Source organism: Cytobacillus sp. FSL R7-0696 (assembly GCF_038006865.1).
Lineage (GTDB): Bacteria > Bacillota > Bacilli > Bacillales > Cytobacillaceae > Cytobacillus > Cytobacillus kochii.
On the sequence record NZ_JBBOWA010000001.1, the window covers coordinates 895,820 to 921,280 of the forward strand.

Genomic DNA, 25,461 nt, shown 5'->3' on the forward strand with positions numbered 1-25,461 from the left:
TTTTGGTTTACTTATTTGAGTGAATCGCTATCACCTTTTACTGCGCTCTCGTTTCGGTTTGCTCATCTGAGTGACTCGCTATCGCCTTTTGCTTCGCTCTCATTTTGCTTTGCTCATCTGAGTGACTCGCTCTCCCCTTTTGCTTCCCTCTCATTTTGCTTTGCTCATCTGAGTGACTCGCTCTCCCTTTTTGCTGCGCTCTCATTTTGGTTTGCTCTTCTGAGTGACTCGCTATCGCCTTTTCCTTCGCTCTCGTTTCGGTTTTCTCAACTGAGTGACTCGCTCTCCCCTTTTGCTTCCCTCTCGTTTCGGAATTCTCATCTGAGTGACTCGCTGTCGCCTTTTGCTTCCCTCTCATTTTGATTTGCTCATCTGAGTGACTCGCTATCGCCTTTTGCTTCCCTCTCATTTTGGTTTGCTCATCTGAGTGACTCGCTCTCCCCTTTTGCTTCCCTCTCATTTTGCTTTGCTCATCTGAGTGACTCGCTATCGCCTTTTGCTTTGCTCTTATTTTGGTTTGCTCATCTGAGTGACTTGCTATCGCCTTTTGCTTCCCTCTCGTTTTGGTTTGCCCATCTGAGTGACTCGCTATCGTCTTTTGCTTCCCTCTCATTTCAGTTTGCTCATCTGAGTGACTCGCTATCGCCTTTTGCTTCCCTCTCGTTTTGGTTTGCCCATCTGAGTGACTCGCTATCGCCTTTTGCTTCCCTCTCGTTTTGCTTTGCTCATCTGAGTGACTCGCTACTTCCTTTTGCTTCGCTTTCATTTTGGTTTGCTCATCTGAGTGTGACTCGCTCTCCCCTTTTGCTGCGCTCTCATTTCGGTTTGCTCATCTGAGTGACCCGCTATCGCCTTTTACTGCGCTCTCATTTTAGTTTGCTCATCTGAGTGACTCGCTATCGCCTTTTGCTTCCCTCTCATTTTGGTTTGCTCATCTGAGTGACTTGCTATCGCCTTTTGCTTCCCTCTCGTTTGGGTTTGCCCATCTGAGTGACTCGCTCTCCCCTTTTGCTGCGCTCTCATTTCGGTTTGCTCATCTGAGTGACCCGCTATCGCCTTTTACTGCGCTCTCATTTTAGTTTGCTCATCTGAGTGACTCGCTATCGCCTTTTGCTTCCCTCTCATTTTGGTTTGCTCATCTGAGTGACTTGCTATCGCCTTTTGCTTCCCTCTCGTTTGGGTTTGCCCATCTGAGTGACTCGCTCTCCCCTTTTGCTTCCCTCTCATTTTGCTTTGCTCATCTGAGTGACTCGCTATCGCCTTTTGCTTCGCTCTCGTTTGAATTTTTTCTTCTGAGTGTCATGCAACTTTCTTCTACTCGCCTTTCAATCTCTTTCTTCATTTTGAATAATGCGTATGCGTATATCTTAAATACCCATCTCTAACTTGTGTGAACAAATGATAAGAACGATTTACTATCTGTTAAATTCTTCAAATATTACTAATTTATCGCCACCTCTAAACAAATAAAAAACCGTAACAGAAACGTTTAATCAGTTTCTTGTTACGGTTATATTCCCTCTCTAACTATTTCCTTTTCTTCATATACAAACCGACAACGATAAAAACGACAACAACAACTAATCCGATAAACAACCAATTGGCATAATGATTACCTTTCTCTTCTTCCACTACTTCAGCTGTTTCTTTCTTACTCTCTTCATCAATAGAAGATGTTTCTTCCTCCACTACTTGTTCTTGTACAGGCGGGTCTTCAGATATAGATAAGAACTGTGCCACCTCTTCACCGTTATCATGAGGGTCTTCCATTAATAATGAAGTTGTCACATACATTCCTTCCCAAACAGTAGGATCAACAGATGGTGCATCTACATATGGATGAGCAGCAAGTATGATTGTTTCATCACCTATTTGAATATGATATTGGTGAGTATCTTTCCCATCAACACTTATCTCTTTTTGTTCGACAGCTTCAACTTGACCAACTGGCCCTTCTGTAAAGCCAGCCTCCTCTATTAACGAACTTCCATGTTCACTAATAAACATAGCAAATGCTTCTCTTGTTAAGCTCTCAGAACCATTTTCAATTGCCAGTTCACCTGCAAAAAAAGCTTCATTTACATCAGCAAATGTCGCGTTCCCCTTGAGTGAAGAGATCCATCCTTTTTCCACTACTTGTTGGGCCGTATTTTCCCCTTCAAGGTGGTAATATGCTGCGACAAACTCGGCCAATTCTTCCATCGTCAAACTGTCATTTGGTCTGAAAGTGGCAGTTTCGTCTTGGCTATTCGTCATCCCTAAAGCGGTAATAAACAATATCTCACCTTTTGCCTCTGTATAATTTAAATCATTATAAGCATTATCAGCATTCATCACATGTGCATGAGCTTGTGACGTTATCAGTATAAATAACACCGCACATATACTGACGATTTTCTTCCACATCTTTTTTCTCTCCTTATTTGGTTTGTAATTGTAGATAACCATCTTTTTGTGTAAGATATGGTTGTTCCACGCCATCTAAGTTTTTTAAAGTTTCATAGGATAAGGTAAATGGAATCAATTCTTCCAATAACTCTTTCGGTAAGAAAAATCCATTATAAAAGCCTTCTTCTAATATCAAGCTTGCTGATTGCCCATCCTTATTCTGTAAGACTTGCCCGATTAAAATGACATGTCCCTCTGGACGCTCATACACCATATACACATGATCCGCCCGAAAATAATAGGATAAGTCACTTTCAGTATTTAACCATTCTCCCGACAATCGGTACGTACCATCAGGTTGAGCCACTACCCAATGAGTCAACTCCTCATTAATTCGCTTATTATCACGCTCAATACCTGCAATAATATGATCCTCTATTTCAGCCGTCCAATCGATATCTAGATAGTTAGCGATCTGTTCTAATCCTAACCCTTCATTTTCCGCTAAATAAGTCGCTCTAGCTTGGATATTTTTCTCAATCATCCCTAACAACTCTTGATGTCCTTCTAACGCCTTCTTTGCTGCCTCTAGTTGCTTAAACGACAGATAGAGTGTATTTAATTCCTCTAAATACGCATCAATCTGCTGTTCTATCAGCCAATAATTCCCTTGAATATCAACTATATCTTCACCATTTTCAGTCATAGCTAGCCATGTATCTAGACCAACATCACTATAAAATTGCAGCTGATCAACGGCTAGTCCTTGATCTTGCTTAAATGCTGTTTCTAGTGATTCCACCTGTGGCTCTAGTGCAGCTATTTCCTTCTCTGTTGCCTTCATCTCATCCTTTAGCTTATCAATCGTTGATTCGTCATAGACAATGGCAAGAAAGTCAGCAAAAGCGCCTGTCAAGTGAGCATAAACAGGAAGTGCGAGTCCCATAACAAGCATAATAATAAGTATGACTTTTTTAAACATCACGAATCAACTTTCTTGTTGCAAGGAAACTTGCCCCAATGCCAATCACTATACTTACAATACATTGCAAACTAAAAACAATGAGCCGATTAGAGCTATCTAACTGTATTAAAAAAGGCACAGCTTGTTCAATTGGATGTAAGACAAGTTCAAATAGAGCAAAGGTAGAGAAAAGGCTCAAGATACCACCCACTAACCCTAATAAAAACCCTTCAATTAAGAATTGGAATCTCACATGAGCAGGATTCGCTCCTACTAATAGCTTTACACGAATTTCTTTTTCTCTTTGATATAAAGCTAGATGAAAGGCAATGTAGGCAACCATACAAGCAATGATTAAAAGTATGATAGCAATGATACTACCATATGTTTCAACTTTCTTGATCCACCCGTACAGTGTCTGAGCCATCTCTTGTGGATAGATGACCTCTGCAATGCCCTGCATACCATCTAAAGACCGAGCCACTTCCTCTATTAGACTTGCATCTGTCACATGGACTTTAATAGCATCATTCATCGCCCCGTTCGTAAAGGAATCCAACAAATGCTCTCTATTCATAAAAAAATGTGAGAGACCAGCTAACACTTCATCACCTGATTCTACTTCGACAGATTGAATAAAATCATTCTCTACAAGCACATAAGATAGTTGTTCGGTATCATACCCTTCCTCCACGTACACCTTCATTGAGATTTGCGACTCCACATAAGTGATAGTATCTTCTAGAGCAAGCCTCATTAAAAGCAGACAACCGATTAAAGTGACAGCTACAAAGATAAGAATAATAGATGCAAGCGATGCACCTTTATTGCGCTTCAGTCCAGATTGGACATCGTCCCATATATAACGGAGTGACTCAAAGCTCATAAACCTTACCTCCCTCAATCACCCATGACTTCTCATTCATTTGTTGAATCAGTTGTTCAGAGTGAGTGATGACCAACATAGATACACCTTCTTCTTCATGTAGCTCTTTTAGCAAGGTTAATATTTCGAGAGAAGTTTCTCTGTCAAGATTACCAGTTGGTTCATCAGCTAGAATGAGCTTTGGTTTATTCAATAAGGCACGAACAACAGCTGTGCGTTGTTGCTGCCCTCCTGATAATTGCTTCGGAAAATGATGGAGATGGTTTGCCAGTCCTACTCTTGTTAGTAGACGAACTGCTTCGTATTCTACATCCTTTTGTGGTTTTCCTAAAACCTTTCCTGCGAGCATGACATTTTCTAACACTGTCTTTCGCTCTAATAATTCAAAGGATTGGAAAACTACACCCATTTTTCTCCTTAGTTCATATTTCTTCATTTGTCCAATCTCTTGCCCATCAATCAGAATGTCTCCGCTATCTCTCTCTATTTCTCTGTAAAGTAATTTAATTAACGTACTTTTTCCAGATCCAGATTTCCCTTTTAAAAATGCGAACTCATTCGATTGAAGCTGAAATTGGACATCCTGTAAAACCTTTCTGTCTCCATAACTCTTTGATACACGATTTAATACAATCACGATTAAATCTTACCTTCCTCAAGCCAAGGAAGAAATCCCCTTAAAAACCGTTCTGTTGCCGGCATAAAATAAGAACCGTAATGATAATCAGGATCGAGCGTCGTATTAATCCATGTTCCTTTTGAACTTACTTTATCAATATAAAATACCGCTCCACCATCTTCTGTCGCTACTAATACTTCACTGCCTTCGGGTGGCCAGTACACACCGTGTTGATGCCATGTTGCATCAGATAATGTTAAATAATTTTTGAATAGATCATGGTTTTCTCCTGTTAATACAAGACCGCTATTCGCATCTTTCTCTAACCACCACCAAAAATTCGTAATTCTGAACTCCCAATCATGTTTAGGTAACCAATCAAAGCCTTGCGGACCAAACGTCACAACAATCCCACCGTGATCTGCATAAGCATGAATTTTTTCGACATTTTCCTTTAAGAGTCCTAAATGCGTTTGTGATGGAATGAGCAAAACATCGATATCTTCAAACGATGCCTCTGCTAATTCTCTAATAGGGATTAATTGATGGAAATGTTTAGCGAACTCAGACGTTTTGTATGTGCGGTGGTGCTGTGAACTTCCTCCATAAACAACAGCAATCTTTCTCATGATTGTACCCCCTGAATGGTTTTACTATATTCCTCTTCTACCCATTTTCTTAATTGCGGAGAAATGCGTGACGTAGTTTTCTCTAGATCATTACTTCCCATATAGCCGAATAAATCAAAGCCTACATGAACAAGAATCGTCCCGTTTGTACTTTTTCGATCGATATATGTAATCGGTTCTTTTCCATCTAATGTAAGAAGCACCTCTGCCCCTTCTGGTAACGGATGATGACCGCGAGCAAAAAATCCAGCAACTCCTTTATTAAAAGTCATATCATCCTCTAGTACTCCTTCAAAAATCGGGTGACCTGATTCAATTTTGACTGCATAATCTTGAAAACTCTTAATCTCCTTCGGCACAAACGGGCGGCCGCCTGGTAACCAATCAGTGACTAGATTGCCTGAAAATATGACAATTTTCCCCTCATCTAAAAATGATGAAATTATGTCCTTATGCTCTAATAGAAAGTCCTGATCACACATCCCCCCAATAACTAAACATGCATAAGGAGTGAAGTCAGTATATGGTAACTGGTAAATATCTACATGTGTAAAGCCAGTTGAATCTTGATTTTCTAAACGAGTTTGGGCAAAAACACCACCAGCGTTTAATGAGATAAATTGAATAGTCATTTTTTAACCTCCATGATTTTCTAATATTAATAACGCTTCTATTAAAGTTTTCGTATAAGGATGTACTGGATTCATAATGACATCTAACGTTTCTCCAGTTTCAACGATTTCTCCATTTTTTAAAACAATCAATCGATCGCAAAAGTCACGTGTTAACGCAATATCATGTGTAATAAATAAATAGGATGTACCTTCTTGTTGATTCATCCTTTTCATTAACCTAATTAAATCCAGGCGTAAAGATGTATCTAGCATAGAGGTCGGCTCGTCAGCTAATATCAGTTTCGGTTTACATACAAATGCTCTTGCTAACCCCACTCTTTGTCTTTCTCCACCGGATAATTCATGTGGATAACGATTCATATAATAGTCTGGGTTGAGATTCACACTACGAAGGGCATCTTTAACCAATTGGGTTCTTTGCTCAAGATTACCCTTTTCAATTTGTAAAATATGTAGTGACTCTCCAACAATCTCATGAATCTTCATTCGGCTCGACAATGCCTCATATGGATCTTGAAAAACCATTTGAATATCTCTCGCTAATTGACATCGTACTTTCGCCTTCATTTTAGTTAGGTCATCACCAGCAAAAAGAATTTCTCCACTATCTGCTGTTTCTAAGCCACTTATTATACGACCAATCGTGCTCTTGCCTGCCCCACTTGCACCAATTAAACCGACAATTTCCCCTTCCTTCATGGAAAAAGAGACATCGGATAATACTTTCGTTTGCAAGGAAGATGAACGATAGAATGATTTCTTTAAAGAATTAATGCGTAATAAATCCGCACTCATCGGCTCACCTCCACTGTTTCTTTCTTCGGATATAGCGTTGGTATACTATCGATTAACACTCTTGTATAAGGGTTCGTGGATACCTTAGACAACTCAACAGATGGTCCTTCTTCTACCTTTCGCCCTTCCTTCATAATCATAAGTCGATCCGTCACGCTCAAAACGGAAGGAAGGTCATGGGAGATATAAATCATTGAAATACCTAACTCTTTTTGTAGTTTGCGTAATAATTGCACAATCTCTACCTGGACAATGACATCAAGTCCTGTTGTTGGTTCATCTGCAATAACGAGTTTGGGCTTATTAATTAAAGCCATCGCGATGATTACTCTCTGCTTCATTCCACCTGATAATTCATGCGGATAGGCGAAGCGCCATTTCTCATCCAAACCAACCTGTTGTAACACTTCAATAACACGCACATCCATTTCTTTGTTACTTAATTGATAATGGGCTCTGACGGCTTCTTGCAACTGCTTATCAATACGAATAACCGGATTTAGTGCATTCATGGCTGCTTGTGCAATATAGCCAATCTCCTTCCCGCGCATTTGTCTAAGCCCTTCATCATCAAAATGCTGTACGAGGTTACCTTCAAAGTAAATCTCACCTGACTCTTTCGCCGGTCTCTTTAATTGTTGAATAATCGCTGTAGCAATGGTTGACTTGCCACTTCCTGACTCGCCAACAATACCTAGCACTTCACCATGCTTAACTACGAAACTAACATCATCAACAACAGAGCGATAATCACCTGATTTTGGATATGCAACTGTAAGACTCTCAACAGACAGCAGAATACCTTTTGAAGATTGATGTTCTTTTGTTTTGACAGGTTGTTTCTTCCTTTTTTCTCTTACAGAATAATCGCCTAATCGTGGATTGAACCTTTCTTCTAAGTAGTAGCCCATCAATGAAAAGGCTAAAACAACAATCACGATACATACGCCTGGAGGAATAATCCACCACACCCAAGCTTCTGTTAAAAAAGCACTTCGGCTATTCGCATAAAATAAAATACTTCCCCAACTCTTTGTTAACGGATCACCCATTCCTAAAAAGATTAAAGACGATTCCATTAAAATAGCAGCATTCACTCCTGTTACGAACTGAGGAATAAAAATTGGTACCACGCCAGGTAAAATATGTTTATAAAATATATAAAAGTGGCTTGCGCCCATTGTTTTTGCTGCTAAAACAGGGCCAGTATGTTTGATAGAAAGGGTTTGTGCGCGAATTTGTCTCGCTTTACCTGCCCACATAACTAATGTAATAACAAACACTAAAGTAAAAATCCCAGCTCCCATATAAACTGCTACAACAATCATTAACGGAAGGAAAGGTAAGGTAAGAACGATATCTATTATTCGTAATACTACTGTTTCAAATCTACCGCCTATATATCCAGCTAACACACCTATTAAACCACCGATAAAAACTGCTAGAATAGCAGAGGCAATACCAATAAAGAGCGAAGTCCTAGCGCCAACAGCCAACTCCGCCAATATATCTTGCCCCATATCATTTGTACCTAATAGATGTTCAAGATTAGGAGATTGAAAGGGAGGTCCAGATGCTTTATAGGCATCGTAAGGAATAAGCATGGGTCCAAAAAGGGCAAATACCAACATGGCTGAGAATAAAACTAAACCCGTTAAGCCAATCCACTTTGTTGTTTTACGCATGAGTGACCTCCTCTCCCTTCTCTTCTTTCCTATTCCGCACACGCGGATCAAATAATGGATACGTTAAATCGGCAATTAAATTGGCCAATATGACACCCATTGTTACAAGTAAAAAGACACCTTGTAGCATAGGGAAGTCTCTAGCCGTTACGCTTTCATACAACAAGCGGCCAATCCCAGGGTATGAATAGACCGTTTCAATGACAACCGCTCCACCAAGTAATGTTCCCACACTTAATGTGAAATGGGTGTAAATTGGTAACAAAGCATTTCTTAAAGCATGCTTAAATACAAGTGCTCGTTTCTTAATTCCCTTCGCTTCAGCCACTGTCATATAATCTTGTCCTAATGATTCCAACATACTGGAGCGAGTGAGTAAATAATTAGAGCCGACTGTTGCTAACGTAATCGTAATCACGGGTAATATGGCATGGCTAACGACATCCTGGATGTAACCCCAAGTGGTACCATCCTGTACCATTGAAACCGCTCCGAAAGTAGGAAACCAACCAAGCTGGACAGCGAATATCGATAGAAACATCATCCCAATCCAAAAGCCAGGAATAGATTCCAATGTCAGCATGCCTGTTAATATGGTTAAATCACGTTTCTTCCCTCGGTTCCATGCCGAATATGCACCTGCACTTACACCAATTACAAGACTAAGAATTAAAGCCGTCCCTACTAACAATAATGTCCATGGAATTCGTTCTGCTAACACTTCGGTTACTGCCACACCATATTTTATTGAAGTGCCAAAATCTAAAGTGAAAACGCCTTTTAAGTACGTCCAATATTGCTCCCATAAAGACCCACCAAGGCCCAATGAATGTAGGGCCTCTTGTTTTTGTTCTGCTGTTAATTCATTGATTGTTGTTTCACCAAAGAAATATAATAACGGGTCACCCGGAGCGAGACGTGGCAAGGCAAAATTTATCGTTAAAGTAACAAATATCACTAATATATATTGGCCTATTTTGTTTTTCACCTTCGCCAAATGCTTCATTTTTATCTAACTTCCTTACTCTACTAATTGCACTGGTGTAGTGGAGGAAACTTCACGTGCTTCTTCAGGTAAAAAGCTGAATTTATTTATAATACCAAAGCCTAAAGACTCAACATATTGATCATATACATCGGCGTTATATGCATAGATTTCTTCTGGATAATAAAGGGCAATCGCAGTTGGTTGCTCATTATATAGTGTTTGCATATCAAAAGAGATTGCTTTACGATCTTCGATTGTAGTCGCGTTCATCCAGTTCGATACTAAATCATCCATTTCTGGATAAGGCAGATCTTTCGTCCAAAGATAAGAAGATCGATGAGACATAATGAACTGATCCGGGTCAGCTACACCATGAGGGCCAATTAAACTTACATAAGAATCAAAGTCATCTTCAGATACAGCCGCTGTATAAGTTGTTGGATCCATTGTTTTCACTTCGAACTGAATGCCGATTTCTTTCATTTGAGTTTGTAACATTTCTGCTGTACGGATATATAATGGCTCTGCAGAAGAAACACTAATATCAAGTTTTAATTTTTCTCCTTCTGGTGTTTCACGATAACCATCATTATTGCTATCTTCATATCCAAGTTCATCTAATAAGTTGTTAGCTTCTTCTACACTGAATGGTGTTGATAATTCGGGATTTGTCCATGGGGAATCTGGATGTGGATACCCTTTTTCACCCGCTCTTCCTTGTCCTAAAAGAACTGTACTGACAATACTCTCACGATCAATTCCAAGAGAGATTGCTTGACGGAACTCCTCTGAGTTAAATGGTTCCATCTCATAATTCAATCCAAATTGTACGATTGATAGCGGCGATGTACTTGCCAACTTCATAGAGTCTGTTTTTTGTAAAGTTTCTTGTAATTCAGCTGGTACAGTTCTTGTCGTTGTATCAATCTCACCAGATGTCAAAGCATTGAACATCGCTGTTGAATCTTTAATGATTGGCATACTCAACTTGTTCACAGTCGGTGCACCCATAAAATAATCAGTATTTGCCTCAAATTGATAATATTGATCTGGTTCATATGCCGTTAATTTGAAAGGGCCTGTTCCAATAGCTAAATCCGTATGTTTGCGTGGATTCTCAACATTTTCCCAAATATGTTTTGGTAAGATTGGTAAATCGGCAAATGTGATGGTTGCCATTGAAGGACAAGCATAAGCGCATTTGAAATCTAATGTTTCCCCATCATCTAAAATCTCAATAGTATCAACCTTTGGCACTTCACTTACATGGTGCGTGTGACGGTTTGGTGGTCCATCACGGTAGTACTCATATGTAAACTTCACATCTTCAGCGGTAAAGTCTTCTCCATCATGCCACTTAATACCAGAACGAATTTTGACACGCCAAGTTGTATCATCTAACTGCTCTGCTGATTCTGCTAACCACGGTTGTGGCTCATCTACATAAGGGGATGGCGAAAATAGTTTATCGTACACAAGATCTGTTAACCAATCCATGTTTCCTGTATAAATATTCAACGGACCAACATCACTTGGGACCCCGATTTTCAATTCCTCTACTTCTACATTATTTTTATCCTCGCTACTAGCCTTTCCTTCAGTTGATGACTCACTAGAGCTGCATCCGGCGATAATCATTAATATAGCAAGACTAATAAGACCTAATACTTTCTTAAACATCCTCCCTGTTTCCCCTCTCTTTTATATAAAATATATTAATATCATTTTTCAATAAGTAGATTATCATAGTTGAGAAAGATTATCAATATCATTTAAATGGAATAATATTCAATAAACCTTTTAAATATAGAGTTTTGTTGGCTTTGTTTAAGAAAAACATTCTCAGTAGATTCTCAATTGGGAATTTTATCATTATAATTTTTTGGTTAATATTCAAAATATTGTTAAAGTTATTTAGAGAAGGGATTCTTATTGAAGTAATCTAGGCGGAATTTGCTTGAAGTAGCGGTGCATTTCAATAGTGGATTGTACTATAAAGTTTTTTGATTAGTGGATAAACCTGATACTGAAACTCTTTATCATAATCAAGGATTCAAGTTCCTCTTTTTACAATTGATCTGTTTCATTTTCTGAAAGAATACCCCATTTGCTACAATTCTTTTTTACCTACATAAACCTCAGGAATTGCCAAAGATCAACACAAATATATTTCCAATCTTTTCAAGGGTTTTGTTTTATGAAGGCAGAACTATATGAAGTATGAGACGATTAGGAGGGATATACATGAACCAGTATAGTCAATTTACGAAATTTTTGACGAAAGATAACCAAGGTGATGTATTAGTTGATCTTCTATTACAAGCATCTGAAGAAATGGAACGCCATCAGCCTTGTCAAATTTATCTTATCAATACGGCAAAAAAAGAGGAAAATATCGTTTATGTATATGAAGTGTGGTCAAGTAAAGGGGCCCATGAAGAGTCACTTACACTAGAATTTTTTCAAAACCTAATTAAGCGATCGAAGCCAATTATTGTAAATATCGAAGTGGTCAGCACTTTTGAATTTGTTGCTGGAAAAGGGGTCTAACAATGATTTAATAAAATTACTATAGCCCCTCACTTTCTAGAAGCGTTAGGGGCTATACTATTTTCATTAAAACCTTTACCACGAGGAATCAGATTCTCACATGCCATTTTTTAACGTATGCGTTGATTGCATCCACTCCCTCTTCACAAGCTACTGCCACATGACCATCAGGTCGAATCAGAAGGACTGTCCCCTCTTTTATACCGGCTTTTTCCACAATCTTTGAATATGGAAAAGAAGTAATAGGTATATCAACAGACTTTGTGTTAAATATTACATCTCCATATACATGAATTTGCCAGTTAAAAGACTGTAACAGATCATAGTTAGTACCAGTAGCAAATGCCACCCATGGTAGGCGATCCCCAGCAGCTACTTTTCCAACTTTACCAGTCGAGAGCATAGAATCACGATAATGAATCCGTATTTGTGAAACCACTTTGAATAACATCTTTCTAACAGCAGCAAACCTCGTCAATTTAGGAATGAGCGTAGGTAGCACAATACTTCGAATCATCTGATTCCCCCTGCCTTTACCGACCATGATGGAGAATAAGCGGTCAGTGGTTGAGACTAATGTTTTTGCAAAAGCCATTCTCTCCTCTTCATACGAGTCAAGAACACGCGAATCCATTCTTCCATCGATGACAGCACCCAATTTCCAGGAAAGATTGATCGCATCACCAATACCTGTGTTCATCCCCTGTCCACCTGCGGGGCTATGAACATGACCGGCATCACCAGCAATAAATATCCGCCCTTTACGAAAATGCTCACTCATACGATGATGGACTTTGTAAGTGGAAAACCAGTTTACTTTTGTTATCACAAGAGATAACTTTTCTTGTAAATACGGAGCTATATCGGAAAAGTTTAATCCGTCCTTCTCTTTCAATAGTTCTGGGACAATACCAATCAAACGAAATGAACCGGTTGTACGAATAGGAAAAATAATACAAAATCCTCCGTCAAATAATCGCATCTGAAAACCATTTGTTTCATTTGATTCACAATAGACATCTGCCACATAAAAGAGTTGATCATAGGAACCTCCAATAAAATCAAAACCTAAAGCCTTTCGCACTGTGCTATGCGCACCATCACAACCGCAAACATATTGAAACACTTCATTTGACTTCTGTCCTTCCTTATTTAGAAGAGTACTTACCTCATTTTTACCTTCCGTGAAAGATTCTAGTTTTGTTTGCCATGCTACTTCCACACCATTTTCAGCAAGTAACTCAATAAGTATCTTTTCATGTTCATCTTGCGGCAAGCTTAAAATATATGGAAAGGGACTTTGCCCTTCCCCCATATTTTCCACATTCAATTTTGCTTTCCGTTTAACACTTTTAAAGAATTGTAAATGTTTCATTTTCATTCCTTTATCAATAACATTCTCAGCAATACCTAATTGTTCGTAAAATTCAAGAATCCTTGCCTGAACGACCATTGCTCTCGATTCCTCACCAGGTCCCTTATTTTTATCGATAATCTTACATGGAATGTTTTGTTTAGTCAGGCCTAATGCTAAAGCTAACCCCGTCGGACCTGCGCCTACAATTAACACTTGATTGTTCAAAGTACTCCCTCACCTCACAATTTTTTTCTGAGATTGCTCAGAAAAACATCCCTAAAGTATATGTTAATGGGCCATTCTATGCTGCTGGGAGTAAAAGAAATAACTCCTTACAACTCCTACCTTTTTCACTATATATCTAAACTTATCCCATTATAAAATAGGTTAAAAAGGAGCAATCCATATGTTCATTGCCGTAATAGGATTTATCATTATCATGGCTACGTTATTTTCTATGGAACGTAAATTAGCTAAATCTAATGAATTGCATGAAGAAATGATTACGTTATTGAAGGAAAAGGAAAAGAAAGAATAACCTAAATTATTTATCCAAAAGCCTGCGAGGCAATGGCAAATAGTTGACCTGTTCTTGTTGGTATCTTATCTGAATGTAACATCATCATTGGTGGCTCATTGATCAACTCAAAACCGCCTGCTACTAGCAGGTCCTGCAACTCGTTTTGTTGTGATAAAATATCTATCCTAACGCCCGTTCCTTCTCTTCTCTTAAGCTGACTGATGATTTGAAATGCTGACTGGGTATCTGGTGCAATGATGGGACCAAGAATTGTATAAACTTGACCAAAAATTGAAAGACCGTACCCGGTTATCTTTCCTTCCTTATTTTTAAGGACTAGGCAATCTTTACTTTGCCTGATTCGCTCCGAGAGAAACTTTGTTCGATTAGCACCAAAGGCTTTCTCATCTAGGGCAACCACTTCTTGAAAATCCTTTTGCTGAAATGGCACCACTTGTGGCGAGGATATAAGCGTATGATTGTTTAAAAAATGAGTTGGCGCAATCACTTTCTTTACTGCCCCTGCCATTTGAAAGCCGATTTTTTCATACATCGGCTGCCCATAGGCAGTTGCGATTAATTGAATGATTGTTTGCTCATCTACTTGGCCAATACATCCCTTCATTAAGGCCATTGCTAACCCCTTTCCTCGGTACTCCTCCTGAACAATCACCATACCAATCGAAGCAGTCTTCTCCCCGTATGGAATAATTGCTGCAGACGACACTACCTCACTAGCCTCATTTTTATGTCCAAAAACCTTACTTGAATTTAAAATAGTCGTTACTTCAGCTTGATCATAATCCCAGCCAACAGATTGTGATAGTCGGATGATGCCATCAATGTCTTGGTGGGTCAACATGTGTAGTTTCATATTATCTTGTCATCCATTCATTTTTTAATAAGGAAAAAATAATAGCATCATGTGACTCTCCATTCTGATAGAGATATTGTCTCAGTATGCCTTCTTGCTGAAATCTGAAACGATTAAGCAATTCAATCGAAGCTTTATTTTGAGGAAAAGTAATTGCACCAATACGATTTAATTGTAATGTTTCAAATGTGTATTGTAATACCTTTTCTACAGTCTCACTTGCTATCCCTTTTCTCCAAAAATCTGGATGGAGCTCATAACCGATTTCTGCTTTAGACTGGCCTCTATTTAATAAGTTAAGGCCAACTGTACCAATTAGTTTGTCAGAATCTTTCAGTACGATCGCCCATCTGATTCCCCGCTGCTTCTGAAAAGTCTCCTGCATGAGTTTAATCATATTTACTGCTTGGTTATAATCCGTTAAAGTATCCATACCATAAAATCTCGTCACTTTTTCATTCGATAAAACCGCATAATATTCCCAAGCATATACTTCTTTTACTTCTAATAATTTTAAACGACTTGTTTCTAACTCAGGAAATCCTTCCATTACCATACCACCTTTCATTAAAGGTCAGACCTAACATAGAACCGAAATGTAATCCGCATGCAATGAAGCTTGAGCCTTTGGCAGTTAATAACGCCCCATCCTGTACTAACCCGTTTGCGATAAGTTTCGTTTCATTAAATACATCAGAATTTTCTGTATATTAAAACGGTAAACCGACTATAAAATTTTCCCCCTTCAGCCCACCTGCCGTTGCCAATAAATGAGGAGAACTTGAAATGCTCCCAATTTTATAGTCATGTTTAAAAAGCTTGTTTTAATCATTTGTAGTAACCGCCCTTCCTCTAAAACAATAGATATATCCAGAACACAGACTAATCCAGCTTCACCTCGAACCGGTTCCTCGCTCACTCCCACAGTGATAATCTGTTTATTTCCTTGCATTAACACAGATTGCACCACACTTAATTCGTATTCACTGAACGGCGGATACCATACAATCGCTGTTTTTTCATTCTTACCTCCAATTGATATCGAATAATAATATAATAGTACACTATGAAAAGGATTGTGGCTCCGATTTCTAAAGTTCTTTTATCGCTGCTAATTATCTAATTGATCTATTTCATCCATTTAAGGTTTTCATTGAGCATTTAGAATACAGTCACACTTCTTTAGCTCGAAACAAGTTGAGAAAAGGAACTGACCGCTTCGCAAATGAAGTTTGCGAGTCTCTCAGTAAGAGAAAAGGAACTGACCGCTTCACAATTGAGGTTTGCGAGTCTCTCAAGATGAGAAAAGAGAATGAGCGCTTCGCAAATGAGGTTTGCGAGTCTCTCAAAAAGAGAAAAGGAACTGACCGCTTCACAATTGAGGTTTGCGAGTCTCTCAAAAAGAGAAAAGGAACTGACCGCTTCACAAATGAGGTTTGCGAGTCTTTCAAGATGAGAAAAGAGAATGAGCGCTTCGCAAATGAAGTTTGTGAGGCGCTCAGTAGGAGAAAAGAAACTGAGCGCTCCGCAAATGAGGTTTGCGAGTCACTTAAGAACAAAGAAAGCAACAAGAACAAAAATAACAGCTAATAATAAACTGAATTTCACCCAGCCCCTCTTCGTTAATAACTTTTGCTCGTTTTTATCTTTTCTAATTAAAAATACGATTGAGAGGAAAGCAATCATAAAGACGAGAAACGGGAAAAAGACATTCATCGTTTCACCACTTTCATTGATTAATAGATTTTTGCAAAAATAACAAAGCTTAGAAAAACGGTAATAATCATGAGGGCACCTAGCAAGTTTAGCAATTGCATGGCTGTTATACTGATAACACCGAATTGCAATAATCCGCTAAAAACAAAATAGTATAGCAAAAGAGCGAAAAAAGAAGCTGATAATCCCTTCGTCCGGATTAAACGCATTCGTTCATCCTTTTGCTTCCATTCGGGATATAAATACCCTAAACAATAGCACATAATAGCCATTGCAAGGGGCATCAAAAAAGTCATGGTCAGTTCCTTTGCTAAAATCGAAACAGTTAGTAAAAATAACGAGATGATAAGATAAAAAGATCCAATAACAATAAATATTTTTCTTGATCCTTCCACTTTACTCCTCTCCTTTCAATGGCTTTTCATATATAAAAATATCTTCAATCTTTGCTTGAAATAAATGAGCAATTTCAAAGGCGAGTGGTAAGGAGGGGTTATATTTTCCTTTTTCAATTGAAATAATTGTTTGCCTTGAAACGCCTAAAGTGGAAGCTAAACGATCTTGGGAATAACCAAACTCTTTTCTATAGTGCATTAAACGATTCTCCATATGTACCACTCCTAATTATATCCATTTTATAGTAAAGTTACCTTAACGTCAAGTTAACTTTACATTTTCTTCTTCGAAAAAAAACGACTTTCCTTATGAAAAGTCGCTTGTGGTAGTTGCGTTATGTAGCAGAATCGGTCTGTTTATCTTCTTGATATTCAAGTATGTCACCAGGCTGGCAATCTAATGCTTTGCAGATTGCTTCTAACGTGGAGAACCTTACTGCTTTTGCTTTACTATTTTTTAGAATGGACAAATTCGCCATCGTGATGCCTACTCGTTCTGATAATTCTGTTACACTCATTTTTCTTTTTGCTAACATTACATCGATATTGACGATAATGGCCACATTCTCACCTCAGATGGTCAAATCATTTTCTGACTTTATTTTTAATACATTATATAAAAGTTCTTGAAGGACTGCGGAAAAAATCGAGAGAATCGTTGTTACAAATATAATAGCAAATCCCATCAAAGCCACTCCTGGATGTAGGGCATCTTGCGTAAATAAAAAGATCATACCAATTAGATAGATTACACTAATACTAGCACAGGAATATTTAATAGCTCTTAGTGCAGCTACGGAATGCTCAGAAAAACTTTCATTTACACTAATATATCTTAACAGCTTAAATCCTTGATACAAAGTAAAATAGAACGGGATTGCAGTTAGGTACATCCCAAATAATACGGGATATTTTAAATAAGCATGTGCTGGATTCAGCTCTGCTGTTTCTTTTGCTAAAAAAGGTAAGCCGATGCAGATCCCTAACACAATCAAGCCAAGAATCACAATCACCACTTTTAAAAAAAGAACTTTCCCTTGTCTCATAAACACACCTCACAAATTCTAATTATGCCTATCTTACCTCATTATTTATTGAAAAACAATAAATATTTATTTCTTACCGTCCTATGTTTTTGGAATATGAAATAGCTAAACATGAATATCCACTCATGCCAGAAAAAGTATTCAATGTATATAGATAATAAAGTTGTTTAAATTTGAGTTACAAATAGGGAGTAAGACTTGTTAAAGTTGTTTTAATTTCTATTCATCTGTTTACATAATACATGAAAAATAAATAAAAAAGAGCTCCCTAATGTTTAGGAAGCTCACTGAATTAATCTATTAAAAGTGTATGAAGCTGGGATAGTAGTCGTTGTTCAATTCCTACTGTATACTCTTTTGATAAATCTACGTGTAAACTCTCGGCTAATATAATTGAATTAGTATATGCTTGTTTTATACTTTTCTCATTAAGATTAGCAGTAATCGCCCTAAATTTTTCATATGAACGTTTACTCAAGTCTTTTTCAAGATTTTTAGTGGCATTTAACCAACGTTCTACAGTATCTTCTTGTATTCTCATGAGTTGCAAAATTTGTTTTTGAACACCATTGAGAATTTCTAGTGATCGAGCATATTCCCCTCTTTTTAGCACGTTAATACCGAATATCCAATAATTAACAAAACTATTAAAAGCAAAATTTATATTTTCATCTGTTTTTCTTATTGGATTGTCTCCATTAAGGTATTCTAAAAGAGGAAACAGTTTATTGGTGCTATCATAAATAAACATTTTCTCTGGATTTGGAAATACCCCTGTAGGTTTAAAGTCTTTAATGACACCCATCTTTTGTTCAGGTAGAAAGTGAAATTCTCCACGCACAAGGTTACTAAATATAGCTACTTGTGTACCATATTCATTGAAGAATATTAATTCGACTGGAAATAATTCTTTGATCCAATTATTTGAATCAAAATTAGCGTTCATGTGATTTTTAATGAAGATATAAAACTCAACATCAGAATATTGATCACCTTCACCTTTGGTAAAAGAGCCGTACATCAGTGCAGAAGCTATATGATTGTCTAACTCACATTTATTTTTAACATGCTCAATTAATTTTTTTTGAAATAACATATAAACCCCTCTATCTATTGTTTATTTTTCAATTTAAGATAGAGTGTTCTTTCACAACTGGAAAACATGCACAACACATAAGTAATGCTCCTTCCATCCTTTAAATCAATTTAATAATAGCATTTATACATTAAAACATCACTACCTGCCTCGTAAGTTCTCTCATTGAACATATAAAAGTAAATCATCTACAGCAAAATTCCTCATACTGAAAAAAGAATTGGTCTAATTTAAGAAAATGTAAATACTCCTCATTTTCATGGTATAAATGCGTTTTGACATCGAAACCCTAAATAGCCATTACGTTATTCATCATTTTTTTTAAAGCGTGGCTTAATGAAAAATAAATCGATAAAAAAGAATGCAAGCCCAAGCATCAAGCCCCAAAAATGCTTATCTAAGAATGCAAATAGGCCTACACTGAATGCTGCAAGCAAAAACATGATTTTCATCATTCTTATCACCCTAACTGTTTAGTGAATCAACTACAATCTTGGAAACAGTTAAGAACTGTTGTAGCTCCGAGAATACCAGCAGTGTTTATACATGCATAGCAAGCTGTTCCTGCTGCAGCTGAAACAGCAGCGATACAAGCAACTCCACAAACACCAACAATTGCTGCAAATACAAACACCTTAGACGCTACACAAGACTGAGTACAATCCCATCTTTCGCCTAAACTTGCTTTAGCTACTATTTGATTGTCAGATTTATTTTCCCAACTGTACTTAAACCCTGGCTTTCACGTTGTTCGTTAACTGAGCTTAATACTTCTTATGTAGAAGCATGTTCATTAACATGGACTTCTTCACTAATGTCTTTTTTATACTATTGAACAATAGTCCGTCAAGCCAAACCTTGGATGCAACAAAATGGTTTTCATCCATATTTCCGCTTCATTCAAAAACACTTTTATATTCCCTGTCTACTGCAAAACTATATACAATGAGTCAACATCTTCTACGACATCTTCATTGTTCATCTTAACAGATTTGCAGGAAACTGAATATTCAACTTCATCATCATATTTTACTTCTTGAACAGTTCCTTTGTATGATATCGCATCTTAAAAAGATTCCGTCTTCAATTCACCTGATTTCAATAAAGCTTTTCTCTTCTGTTTTGCTCATCTTAACTTTATTTTTATCAACATACATAGTCTTAGACATTACACTGTTTACAGATCTAACAATTTCTTTTCATAGCTTTCAATTTCACTTGGTTTCGCTTGGGCTTCAGGTGTCCCCCTATGACTCCAGAACCAATCCCACTTTCTAAAAAAACAAAAAAACATGAACACTCCTTTTTATGCAGGAGTTGTTCATGTTTGATTTTATCATTCTATTATACATGTATCCCATTTTTATCCTGAAATATCACTTTTCTTACAGACATTGGAAGAAATCTCTTTTTATATATGTCGGCTATGAAATTCAAGATGACTGTAGGGATTTTTTTCGGGAACCATTTGTTAGCGTAATATCGGTAGTACGCATTCTGTAAGTCTGTCCATTGTTTATCGATGTTTTTCGAATTAAAACGAGCAATATCAATTAGTTTTATATTACCGTTTCGATCAATCATAATGTTGCGCAAATGTATATCTGACGGCTTCAAGCCTGCTTCTGTAGCTGAACGTAAGGCTAATTGGACAGACTCTATATGTTCTGATGTTATATGAATACCTTTCTCTAAGCATTGGAAGAGCGTAAAGCCTTCTATATAGTCGATGACAATATAAGCATCCCCATAATCATAAAGATGTGGATAATAGGGATTACCTTGAATTCGTTGATAATTTGCCGCTTCCACTTTTGCAATATCTTCCATTTGCGGGAAGTATACTTTTATAGCAATCGCTTGCTTCGTAATTTTGAAAACAAAAGCGCTTCTTCCAACACCAATCAGTTCTAGCTGGTCACTATATGATTTTAAAGAGGGGCGTCCCTCTACCATTTCAATTACTACGCTGCTCGCTAGCTGATTAAATTCCATTCTAATCACCTCATTTGAAGGAACAACATAACTTTATGATGTTCGCTTTAGAGTAGTTTAGTATAGATTGGGCATCACCTACAAATTTTAAGGTCCCTTCGAGTAAAAATGTATACATATAGAGAAGAAAATTACTTTACTGTAATAATTGATACAAAAAATTTACAACTTATACTTCTGAATGACCTTTAGGATATGATCTACAACTCCATAATGAAAGCTACCAAACGAGTGGTAGCTTCCAAAAAAAATCATCGAGACAAACGCTCAATTGTCTTTGCAAGAAGAATGGTTCTCTCTGTTAAAGTGTCAATTTCAATATACTCCTCTTTACTATGAGCATTCCCACCAACTGGACCTAGACCATCAACTGTAGGCACACCCGTTGCTGAAGTGAAAGAGGCATCACCACCCCCACCCGTTGCAGTATTATGGACATGAAGACCAATTTCTTCGCCTACTTCTTGAATAATGTGTAATAGCTTTTCTGTTTGCTCGTTGTATTCCATTGGTGGTCTGCTAATTGCCCCTTCTAATTGAATTTCCGTTCCTCTCACTTCTGTATTGGCACATATTCTTTTAATCTTCTTTTCTAATTCTTGTGCTTGTTCTTTCTCAGTGATGCGAATATCAATATGAGCGACGGCATTATCAGAAATGGTATTAACAGAAGAACCACCAGAAATGATGCCTACGTTAACGCTAATGCCTTGTTCATGATTTGTTAAATTATGCAGCTGGATGATTTTATAAGCTAGTTCTTCAATCGCACTCCTTCCCTTTTCTGGTTCAATACCTGAATGGGCGGCTTTGCCTTTAATCATTAGCTTATATCTTCCCCCGCCTCTTCTTGCTGTCACAAGTGAACCATCTTTTCTGGCCGGCTCCATAATCAGTGCATATTCTTTTCCCATAGATTGTTCCTCTATTAATTCACGCGATGACGGTGAACCAATTTCCTCATCACCATTTAAGATAATTTGCACGTTCTCACAGGCATTTGACCCACAGTGAACTAATGCTTTCATTGCATATAAAAGCTCAACTAAACTCGACTTCATATCAACGACACCAGGTCCATAAGCTCTGCTTCCTTTCATTTGAAACGGACGCTTCTTCACCGTACCTTCAGGAAAAACCGTATCCATATGGGCCACCAGTATAATTTTGGGGTGCAGACTATGCTCATGTCGAATAACAAGGTGATTGCCGTATTTTGCTTCTGTTTTCACCTCTACAACAAATCCAATTTCTTCGTATTTTTTCTGTAAAATTCTCCCGATTTCATCTATCCCTTTCTTTACATATGAACCACTATCAATATTGACCAGTTTTTCAATTAATTGCAGCATTTCTATTTTTCGCTGTTGTATATATCCCTCCACCTTTTATACATCTCCTTTATCTATTTTTCCAACACACCAACACCCTCTTTTAATGGAAAATGGCAGGCAACATAGTGTTCTTCCTCATGGGCAATAAATGTTGGTTCCTCGTTCTTACATTTTTCTTGTGCATGTGGACACCGTGGATGAAAACGACAGCCGGAAGGAATATTTGTTGGGCTTGGAATATCACCCTCCAAAATAACTCCGTCTTTTTTATTCCTTAACATCGGGTCAGGAAGGGGAACTGCTGATAAAAGTCCCTCTGTATACGGATGCAGGGGTTTTGAAAAGAGTTTTTCTTTTGTGGTTAGTTCAACAATTTTCCCAAGATACATGACCGCAATTTTATCACTAATATATTTAACCGCTGGTAGGCCGTGTGCAATAAATATAAAGGTTAATCGTAACTCTTTCTGTAGTTTAGACATTAAATTAAGGATTTGTGATTGAATGGAAACGTCTAATGCAGATACAGGCTCATCACAAATAATGAGCTTAGGTTGTAATGCAATGGCCCGAGCAATGCCGATTCTTTGTCTCTGACCACCACTAAACTCATGGGGGTAGCGGTGAATATATGAACGATCAAGACCTACCTGATCCATTAACGACAAAACTTCTTTTTTCAATTTTTCACTACTTAAGTTCAGATGGGTCAATAACGGTTCTGCAATAATATCAAATACTTTCATCCGAGGATTTAACGAGGAAAAGGGGTCCTGGAAAATCATCTGCATTTCCGCCCGTTTCTTTCTTAGCTCTTGTTTGGATAGAGTGGAAAGGTCTACTCCTTGGAATATGATTTCTCCTTCTGTTTTTTCTAACAGCTGCATAATCAAATTACCTGTTGTAGATTTCCCACAACCAGACTCCCCAACAATCCCTAATGTTTCTCCATGGTTCACATCGAAGGATATGTGGTCAACTGCCTTTAAGTATTGTTTTTCCTTCTTCCACCACCCTTCAGTCACATCAAAATATTTCTTTAAACCCCTTACACTTAAAATAACTGTCATGTCTTTGTCACCCCTCCTCTTCATATAACCAGCACTTCACTTGATGACGGGTATGGATGTTTGTAAGTACGGGCTCATTGTTCATACATTTTTCCATTACATATGGACAACGTGTATGAAAGCGACATCCACTTGGCATAGCATTCGGATTGGGTACAGTTCCTTCGATGACTTGCAGTTTTTCTGTTTGTTCGTGGATTTTAGGCGTACTAGCTAATAAACTCTTCGTATAAGGATGAGCCGCTTCCTTAAAAAGTGTAAACACATCCGTATATTCAACAACTTGACCGGCATACATAACAATCACTTGATCAGCCATCTCAGCTACCACGCCTAAATCATGTGTAATAAATAGAATAGAAGTTTGCTTGTCTTTTATCAGCTCTTTCATTAATTGGAGTATTTGCGCTTGGATAGTTACATCGAGTGCGGTTGTCGGCTCATCTGCAATTAATAGTTTCGGGTTACATGATAAGGCAATTGCAATCATTACACGTTGACGCATGCCCCCACTTAATAGATGAGGATAAGAGTGATATACCTTCTCCGCACGAGCTATGCCTACTTTTTTTAAAATCTCGATACTTCTCTTTTTCGCCTCTTTTTTATCCACTTTCTGATGGATTTTAATTGCTTCAGAAATTTGATTACCAACTGTAAATAAAGGATTAAGAGAGGTGAGTGGTTCTTGAAATATCATCGCCATCTCATTTCCGCGCAATTTCCTTCGATCTTTTTTTGATAGTTTTGTTACATCATTACCTTCAAATATGATGGTGCCACTTTCAATTTTTCCAGCAGCATCTAGCAACCCCATAATAGATAAAGATGTTACACTTTTACCACTGCCTGACTCACCTACAACAGCAACAGTCTCGCCTTTCTTTATCGTAAATGACACACCGTCAACTGAAGGAATCACACCATCTTCCGTATAAAAATAAGTCTTCAAATTACGCACTTCTAACAAGCTCTCTCGGCCCAACGCATTCCCTCCTCCTACACTTTCTTTTCTCTCGGGTCTAACACATCTCTTAGCCAATCACCTAAGAAAATCATGCCTAGGACGGTGATCGTTATCGCTAAACCAGGAAATGCCGCCAACCACCAACTGGTTGCTACATAATCTCTACCATCACTTAAAATGCCACCCCAAGAAATGGTCGGTGGTTGAATTCCTAAACCTAGAAAACTTAAAGAAGCTTCTAATATAATCGTGGTTGCTACGCTTAATGTAGAAATGACAATGAACGGGGATATCACATTTGGCAATAAATGTTTTAGGATAATCTTATGATCTCTCACTCCCATAGACCTTGCAGCCCTGACGAACTCTCTTTCTTTTAAAGACAGCACTTCTCCTCGTATTAAACGAGCGTACTGCACCCAATTGGTCACACCTAATACAACAATCAACGTAAGCGCACTTGGACCAAAAACAGTCAAGATGACAAGCGCAAAGAGGATGGTTGGTATCGCTAGAAAGGAATCAACTATTCTCATTAAAATATTATCTAGGAAACCACCATAATAACCTGAAACGAGACCGATAAAAATACCAATAATGCCTGCCAAAATGACAGAGGCAACCCCAACAACTAAAGAAATTTGTGAGCCATATATTATTCTGCTTAAAATATCTCTACCAAGATTGTCTGTTCCTAAAATATAGTCAGTATCCCCACCTTCTACCCAAGCCGGGGGTTTCAACATCATTGCCGCATTAATCTGGTTCGGATCGTGGGGTGCTAATAACTTCGCAAATATCGCTATAAAAATAATGAGTAATACGATTAGTAAGCCAATAGTACCCGTCTTACTTTTTAATAATAATCTGAGCCACCGCTTGAGGTGACCCTGCTTACTTTTCACTAAGACATCTGACCATTGGTTTTCCTTTGATTCCAAAACAACCACTC

31 protein-coding genes are annotated in these 25,461 nt (G+C 37.9%); 2 read left to right on the forward strand and 29 right to left on the reverse strand.

From position 1 onward, the window contains the following. Window positions 1-37: 37 nt before the first annotated feature. The 13 genes from MKX29_RS04660 to MKX29_RS04720 form a co-directional block, all read right to left on the reverse strand. Entirely contained in the window at window positions 38-766 is a 729-nt protein-coding gene (locus MKX29_RS04660; RefSeq protein ID WP_341104286.1) for a hypothetical protein, read from the reverse strand. Window positions 767-855: 89 nt separating this feature from the next. Next, on the reverse strand, window positions 856-1,023 hold the full coding sequence (locus MKX29_RS04665; protein ID WP_341104288.1) for a hypothetical protein: 168 nt from the start codon (window positions 1,021-1,023) through the stop codon (window positions 856-858). A 36-nt stretch (window positions 1,024-1,059) separates the two neighbouring features. Continuing rightward, complete coding sequence (locus MKX29_RS04670; protein WP_341104290.1) at window positions 1,060-1,227, reverse strand: hypothetical protein; 168 nt, start codon at window positions 1,225-1,227, stop codon at window positions 1,060-1,062. A 300-nt stretch (window positions 1,228-1,527) separates the two neighbouring features. Continuing rightward, entirely contained in the window at window positions 1,528-2,406 is an 879-nt protein-coding gene (locus MKX29_RS04675; protein WP_289432890.1) for a hypothetical protein, read from the reverse strand. A gap of 13 nt (window positions 2,407-2,419) precedes the next feature. Continuing rightward, on the reverse strand, window positions 2,420-3,370 hold the full coding sequence (locus MKX29_RS04680; protein WP_341104293.1) for a hypothetical protein: 951 nt from the start codon (window positions 3,368-3,370) through the stop codon (window positions 2,420-2,422). Beyond that, window positions 3,363-4,238, reverse strand: a complete 876-nt coding sequence (locus MKX29_RS04685) for a cell division protein FtsX (RefSeq protein ID WP_341104296.1) — start codon at window positions 4,236-4,238, stop codon at window positions 3,363-3,365. The genes MKX29_RS04680 and MKX29_RS04685 overlap by 8 nt, the downstream gene beginning before the upstream one ends. Continuing rightward, on the reverse strand, window positions 4,228-4,875 hold the full coding sequence (locus tag MKX29_RS04690) for a cell division ATP-binding protein FtsE (RefSeq protein ID WP_341104297.1): 648 nt from the start codon (window positions 4,873-4,875) through the stop codon (window positions 4,228-4,230). The genes MKX29_RS04685 and MKX29_RS04690 overlap by 11 nt, the downstream gene beginning before the upstream one ends. A 2-nt stretch (window positions 4,876-4,877) precedes the next feature. Beyond that, complete coding sequence (locus MKX29_RS04695) at window positions 4,878-5,486, reverse strand: hypothetical protein (protein WP_251162763.1); 609 nt, start codon at window positions 5,484-5,486, stop codon at window positions 4,878-4,880. Beyond that, window positions 5,483-6,118 carry a phosphate starvation-inducible protein PhoH gene (locus MKX29_RS04700; protein ID WP_341104300.1) on the reverse strand — a complete coding sequence of 212 codons (636 nt, stop codon included), beginning with the start codon at window positions 6,116-6,118 and terminating at the stop codon, window positions 5,483-5,485. The genes MKX29_RS04695 and MKX29_RS04700 overlap by 4 nt, the downstream gene beginning before the upstream one ends. Before the next feature lie 3 nt (window positions 6,119-6,121). After that, entirely contained in the window at window positions 6,122-6,916 is a 795-nt protein-coding gene (locus MKX29_RS04705; protein ID WP_341104302.1) for an ABC transporter ATP-binding protein, read from the reverse strand. Further along, a complete protein-coding gene (locus tag MKX29_RS04710; RefSeq protein ID WP_341104303.1) occupies window positions 6,913-8,601 on the reverse strand; it encodes a dipeptide/oligopeptide/nickel ABC transporter permease/ATP-binding protein in 1,689 nt (562 codons plus the stop codon). The genes MKX29_RS04705 and MKX29_RS04710 overlap by 4 nt, the downstream gene beginning before the upstream one ends. Then, entirely contained in the window at window positions 8,594-9,607 is a 1,014-nt protein-coding gene (locus MKX29_RS04715) for an ABC transporter permease (RefSeq protein ID WP_341104305.1), read from the reverse strand. Before MKX29_RS04715 ends, MKX29_RS04710 begins: the two co-directional genes overlap by 8 nt. Window positions 9,608-9,622: 15 nt before the next feature. Continuing rightward, the gene (locus MKX29_RS04720; RefSeq protein ID WP_341104307.1) at window positions 9,623-11,269 is read right to left on the reverse strand and encodes an ABC transporter substrate-binding protein; all 1,647 of its coding nucleotides are present in this window, start codon (window positions 11,267-11,269) and stop codon (window positions 9,623-9,625) included. A gap of 564 nt (window positions 11,270-11,833) precedes the next feature. On the opposite strand from MKX29_RS04720, the gene MKX29_RS04725 reads away from it, so the two are divergent. Further along, window positions 11,834-12,139 (forward strand): putative quinol monooxygenase, encoded by a 306-nt coding sequence (locus MKX29_RS04725; protein ID WP_341104309.1) that lies wholly within the window; start codon window positions 11,834-11,836, stop codon window positions 12,137-12,139. Between the two features lie 88 nt (window positions 12,140-12,227). Here the strand turns inward: MKX29_RS04725 and MKX29_RS04730 are convergent, their stop codons facing one another. Continuing rightward, window positions 12,228-13,721: an FAD-dependent monooxygenase gene (locus MKX29_RS04730; RefSeq protein ID WP_341104310.1), complete on the reverse strand. Its 1,494-nt coding sequence runs from the start codon at window positions 13,719-13,721 to the stop codon at window positions 12,228-12,230. A 181-nt stretch (window positions 13,722-13,902) separates the two neighbouring features. Here MKX29_RS04730 and MKX29_RS04735 point away from each other — a divergent pair, with 181 nt between their 5' ends. Then, on the forward strand, window positions 13,903-14,034 hold the full coding sequence (locus MKX29_RS04735; RefSeq protein ID WP_341104312.1) for a hypothetical protein: 132 nt from the start codon (window positions 13,903-13,905) through the stop codon (window positions 14,032-14,034). Between the two features lie 10 nt (window positions 14,035-14,044). On the opposite strand, the gene MKX29_RS04740 is transcribed toward MKX29_RS04735, so the two are convergent. The 15 genes from MKX29_RS04740 to MKX29_RS04810 all read right to left on the reverse strand — a co-directional run bounded on the left by MKX29_RS04740 (window position 14,045) and on the right by MKX29_RS04810 (window position 25,450). Then, on the reverse strand, window positions 14,045-14,890 hold the full coding sequence (locus MKX29_RS04740; RefSeq protein ID WP_341104314.1) for a GNAT family N-acetyltransferase: 846 nt from the start codon (window positions 14,888-14,890) through the stop codon (window positions 14,045-14,047). Between the two features lies 1 nt (window position 14,891). Then, a complete protein-coding gene (locus MKX29_RS04745) occupies window positions 14,892-15,440 on the reverse strand; it encodes a GNAT family N-acetyltransferase (RefSeq protein WP_341104316.1) in 549 nt (182 codons plus the stop codon). Between the two features lie 995 nt (window positions 15,441-16,435). Next, window positions 16,436-16,606 carry a hypothetical protein gene (locus tag MKX29_RS04750; protein ID WP_341104317.1) on the reverse strand — a complete coding sequence of 57 codons (171 nt, stop codon included), beginning with the start codon at window positions 16,604-16,606 and terminating at the stop codon, window positions 16,436-16,438. Window positions 16,607-16,626: 20 nt separating this feature from the next. Continuing rightward, window positions 16,627-17,001 (reverse strand): permease, encoded by a 375-nt coding sequence (locus tag MKX29_RS04755; protein WP_341104318.1) that lies wholly within the window; start codon window positions 16,999-17,001, stop codon window positions 16,627-16,629. A gap of 1 nt (window position 17,002) precedes the next feature. Then, window positions 17,003-17,215 (reverse strand): helix-turn-helix transcriptional regulator, encoded by a 213-nt coding sequence (locus tag MKX29_RS04760; protein ID WP_095370514.1) that lies wholly within the window; start codon window positions 17,213-17,215, stop codon window positions 17,003-17,005. Window positions 17,216-17,336: 121 nt separating this feature from the next. Beyond that, a complete protein-coding gene (locus MKX29_RS04765) occupies window positions 17,337-17,564 on the reverse strand; it encodes a helix-turn-helix domain-containing protein (RefSeq protein WP_095370515.1) in 228 nt (75 codons plus the stop codon). A 9-nt stretch (window positions 17,565-17,573) separates the two neighbouring features. Beyond that, window positions 17,574-18,047: a DUF2975 domain-containing protein gene (locus MKX29_RS04770; RefSeq protein WP_224934506.1), complete on the reverse strand. Its 474-nt coding sequence runs from the start codon at window positions 18,045-18,047 to the stop codon at window positions 17,574-17,576. A gap of 292 nt (window positions 18,048-18,339) precedes the next feature. Beyond that, window positions 18,340-19,143: a nucleotidyltransferase gene (locus tag MKX29_RS04775; protein WP_341104319.1), complete on the reverse strand. Its 804-nt coding sequence runs from the start codon at window positions 19,141-19,143 to the stop codon at window positions 18,340-18,342. A gap of 305 nt (window positions 19,144-19,448) precedes the next feature. Beyond that, the gene (locus MKX29_RS04780; protein WP_341104320.1) at window positions 19,449-19,598 is read right to left on the reverse strand and encodes a hypothetical protein; all 150 of its coding nucleotides are present in this window, start codon (window positions 19,596-19,598) and stop codon (window positions 19,449-19,451) included. A 26-nt stretch (window positions 19,599-19,624) separates the two neighbouring features. Beyond that, window positions 19,625-19,777: a hypothetical protein gene (locus tag MKX29_RS04785; protein ID WP_224934491.1), complete on the reverse strand. Its 153-nt coding sequence runs from the start codon at window positions 19,775-19,777 to the stop codon at window positions 19,625-19,627. 710 nt (window positions 19,778-20,487) lie between these two features. After that, entirely contained in the window at window positions 20,488-21,138 is a 651-nt protein-coding gene (locus tag MKX29_RS04790) for a protein kinase family protein (RefSeq protein ID WP_224934489.1), read from the reverse strand. A 251-nt stretch (window positions 21,139-21,389) separates the two neighbouring features. After that, complete coding sequence (locus tag MKX29_RS04795; protein ID WP_224934487.1) at window positions 21,390-22,523, reverse strand: M20 family metallopeptidase; 1,134 nt, start codon at window positions 22,521-22,523, stop codon at window positions 21,390-21,392. A 20-nt stretch (window positions 22,524-22,543) separates the two neighbouring features. Then, the gene (locus MKX29_RS04800) at window positions 22,544-23,542 is read right to left on the reverse strand and encodes an ABC transporter ATP-binding protein (protein ID WP_341104321.1); all 999 of its coding nucleotides are present in this window, start codon (window positions 23,540-23,542) and stop codon (window positions 22,544-22,546) included. A gap of 7 nt (window positions 23,543-23,549) precedes the next feature. Beyond that, the gene (locus MKX29_RS04805; RefSeq protein WP_341104323.1) at window positions 23,550-24,527 is read right to left on the reverse strand and encodes an ABC transporter ATP-binding protein; all 978 of its coding nucleotides are present in this window, start codon (window positions 24,525-24,527) and stop codon (window positions 23,550-23,552) included. Window positions 24,528-24,541: 14 nt separating this feature from the next. Beyond that, a complete protein-coding gene (locus MKX29_RS04810) occupies window positions 24,542-25,450 on the reverse strand; it encodes an ABC transporter permease (protein ID WP_409338351.1) in 909 nt (302 codons plus the stop codon). Between the last annotated feature and the right edge of the window lie 11 nt (window positions 25,451-25,461).

Bases quoted from the DNA above. Each gene is read 5' to 3' on its own strand.
- MKX29_RS04660 (WP_341104286.1), bottom strand. From the start codon at position 766: ATGAAAGCGAAGCAAAAGGAAGTAGCGAGTCACTCAGATGAGCAAAGC.
- MKX29_RS04665 (WP_341104288.1), bottom strand. From the start codon at position 1,023: ATGAGAGCGCAGCAAAAGGGGAGAGCGAGTCACTCAGATGGGCAAACC.
- MKX29_RS04670 (WP_341104290.1), bottom strand. From the start codon at position 1,227: ATGAGAGGGAAGCAAAAGGGGAGAGCGAGTCACTCAGATGGGCAAACC.
- MKX29_RS04675 (WP_289432890.1), bottom strand. From the start codon at position 2,406: ATGTGGAAGAAAATCGTCAGTATATGTGCGGTGTTATTTATACTGATA.
- MKX29_RS04680 (WP_341104293.1), bottom strand. From the start codon at position 3,370: ATGTTTAAAAAAGTCATACTTATTATTATGCTTGTTATGGGACTCGCA.
- MKX29_RS04685 (WP_341104296.1), bottom strand. From the start codon at position 4,238: ATGAGCTTTGAGTCACTCCGTTATATATGGGACGATGTCCAATCTGGA.
- MKX29_RS04695 (WP_251162763.1), bottom strand. From the start codon at position 5,486: ATGAGAAAGATTGCTGTTGTTTATGGAGGAAGTTCACAGCACCACCGC.
- MKX29_RS04700 (WP_341104300.1), bottom strand. From the start codon at position 6,118: ATGACTATTCAATTTATCTCATTAAACGCTGGTGGTGTTTTTGCCCAA.
- MKX29_RS04705 (WP_341104302.1), bottom strand. From the start codon at position 6,916: ATGAGTGCGGATTTATTACGCATTAATTCTTTAAAGAAATCATTCTAT.
- MKX29_RS04710 (WP_341104303.1), bottom strand. From the start codon at position 8,601: ATGCGTAAAACAACAAAGTGGATTGGCTTAACGGGTTTAGTTTTATTC.
- MKX29_RS04715 (WP_341104305.1), bottom strand. From the start codon at position 9,607: ATGAAGCATTTGGCGAAGGTGAAAAACAAAATAGGCCAATATATATTA.
- MKX29_RS04720 (WP_341104307.1), bottom strand. From the start codon at position 11,269: ATGTTTAAGAAAGTATTAGGTCTTATTAGTCTTGCTATATTAATGATT.
- MKX29_RS04725 (WP_341104309.1), top strand. From the start codon at position 11,834: ATGAACCAGTATAGTCAATTTACGAAATTTTTGACGAAAGATAACCAA.
- MKX29_RS04735 (WP_341104312.1), top strand. From the start codon at position 13,903: ATGTTCATTGCCGTAATAGGATTTATCATTATCATGGCTACGTTATTT.
- MKX29_RS04740 (WP_341104314.1), bottom strand. From the start codon at position 14,890: ATGAAACTACACATGTTGACCCACCAAGACATTGATGGCATCATCCGA.
- MKX29_RS04745 (WP_341104316.1), bottom strand. From the start codon at position 15,440: ATGGAAGGATTTCCTGAGTTAGAAACAAGTCGTTTAAAATTATTAGAA.
- MKX29_RS04750 (WP_341104317.1), bottom strand. From the start codon at position 16,606: ATGAATGTCTTTTTCCCGTTTCTCGTCTTTATGATTGCTTTCCTCTCA.
- MKX29_RS04760 (WP_095370514.1), bottom strand. From the start codon at position 17,215: ATGGAGAATCGTTTAATGCACTATAGAAAAGAGTTTGGTTATTCCCAA.
- MKX29_RS04770 (WP_224934506.1), bottom strand. From the start codon at position 18,047: ATGAGACAAGGGAAAGTTCTTTTTTTAAAAGTGGTGATTGTGATTCTT.
- MKX29_RS04775 (WP_341104319.1), bottom strand. From the start codon at position 19,143: ATGTTATTTCAAAAAAAATTAATTGAGCATGTTAAAAATAAATGTGAG.
- MKX29_RS04780 (WP_341104320.1), bottom strand. From the start codon at position 19,598: ATGATGAAAATCATGTTTTTGCTTGCAGCATTCAGTGTAGGCCTATTT.
- MKX29_RS04790 (WP_224934489.1), bottom strand. From the start codon at position 21,138: ATGGAATTTAATCAGCTAGCGAGCAGCGTAGTAATTGAAATGGTAGAG.
- MKX29_RS04800 (WP_341104321.1), bottom strand. From the start codon at position 23,542: ATGACAGTTATTTTAAGTGTAAGGGGTTTAAAGAAATATTTTGATGTG.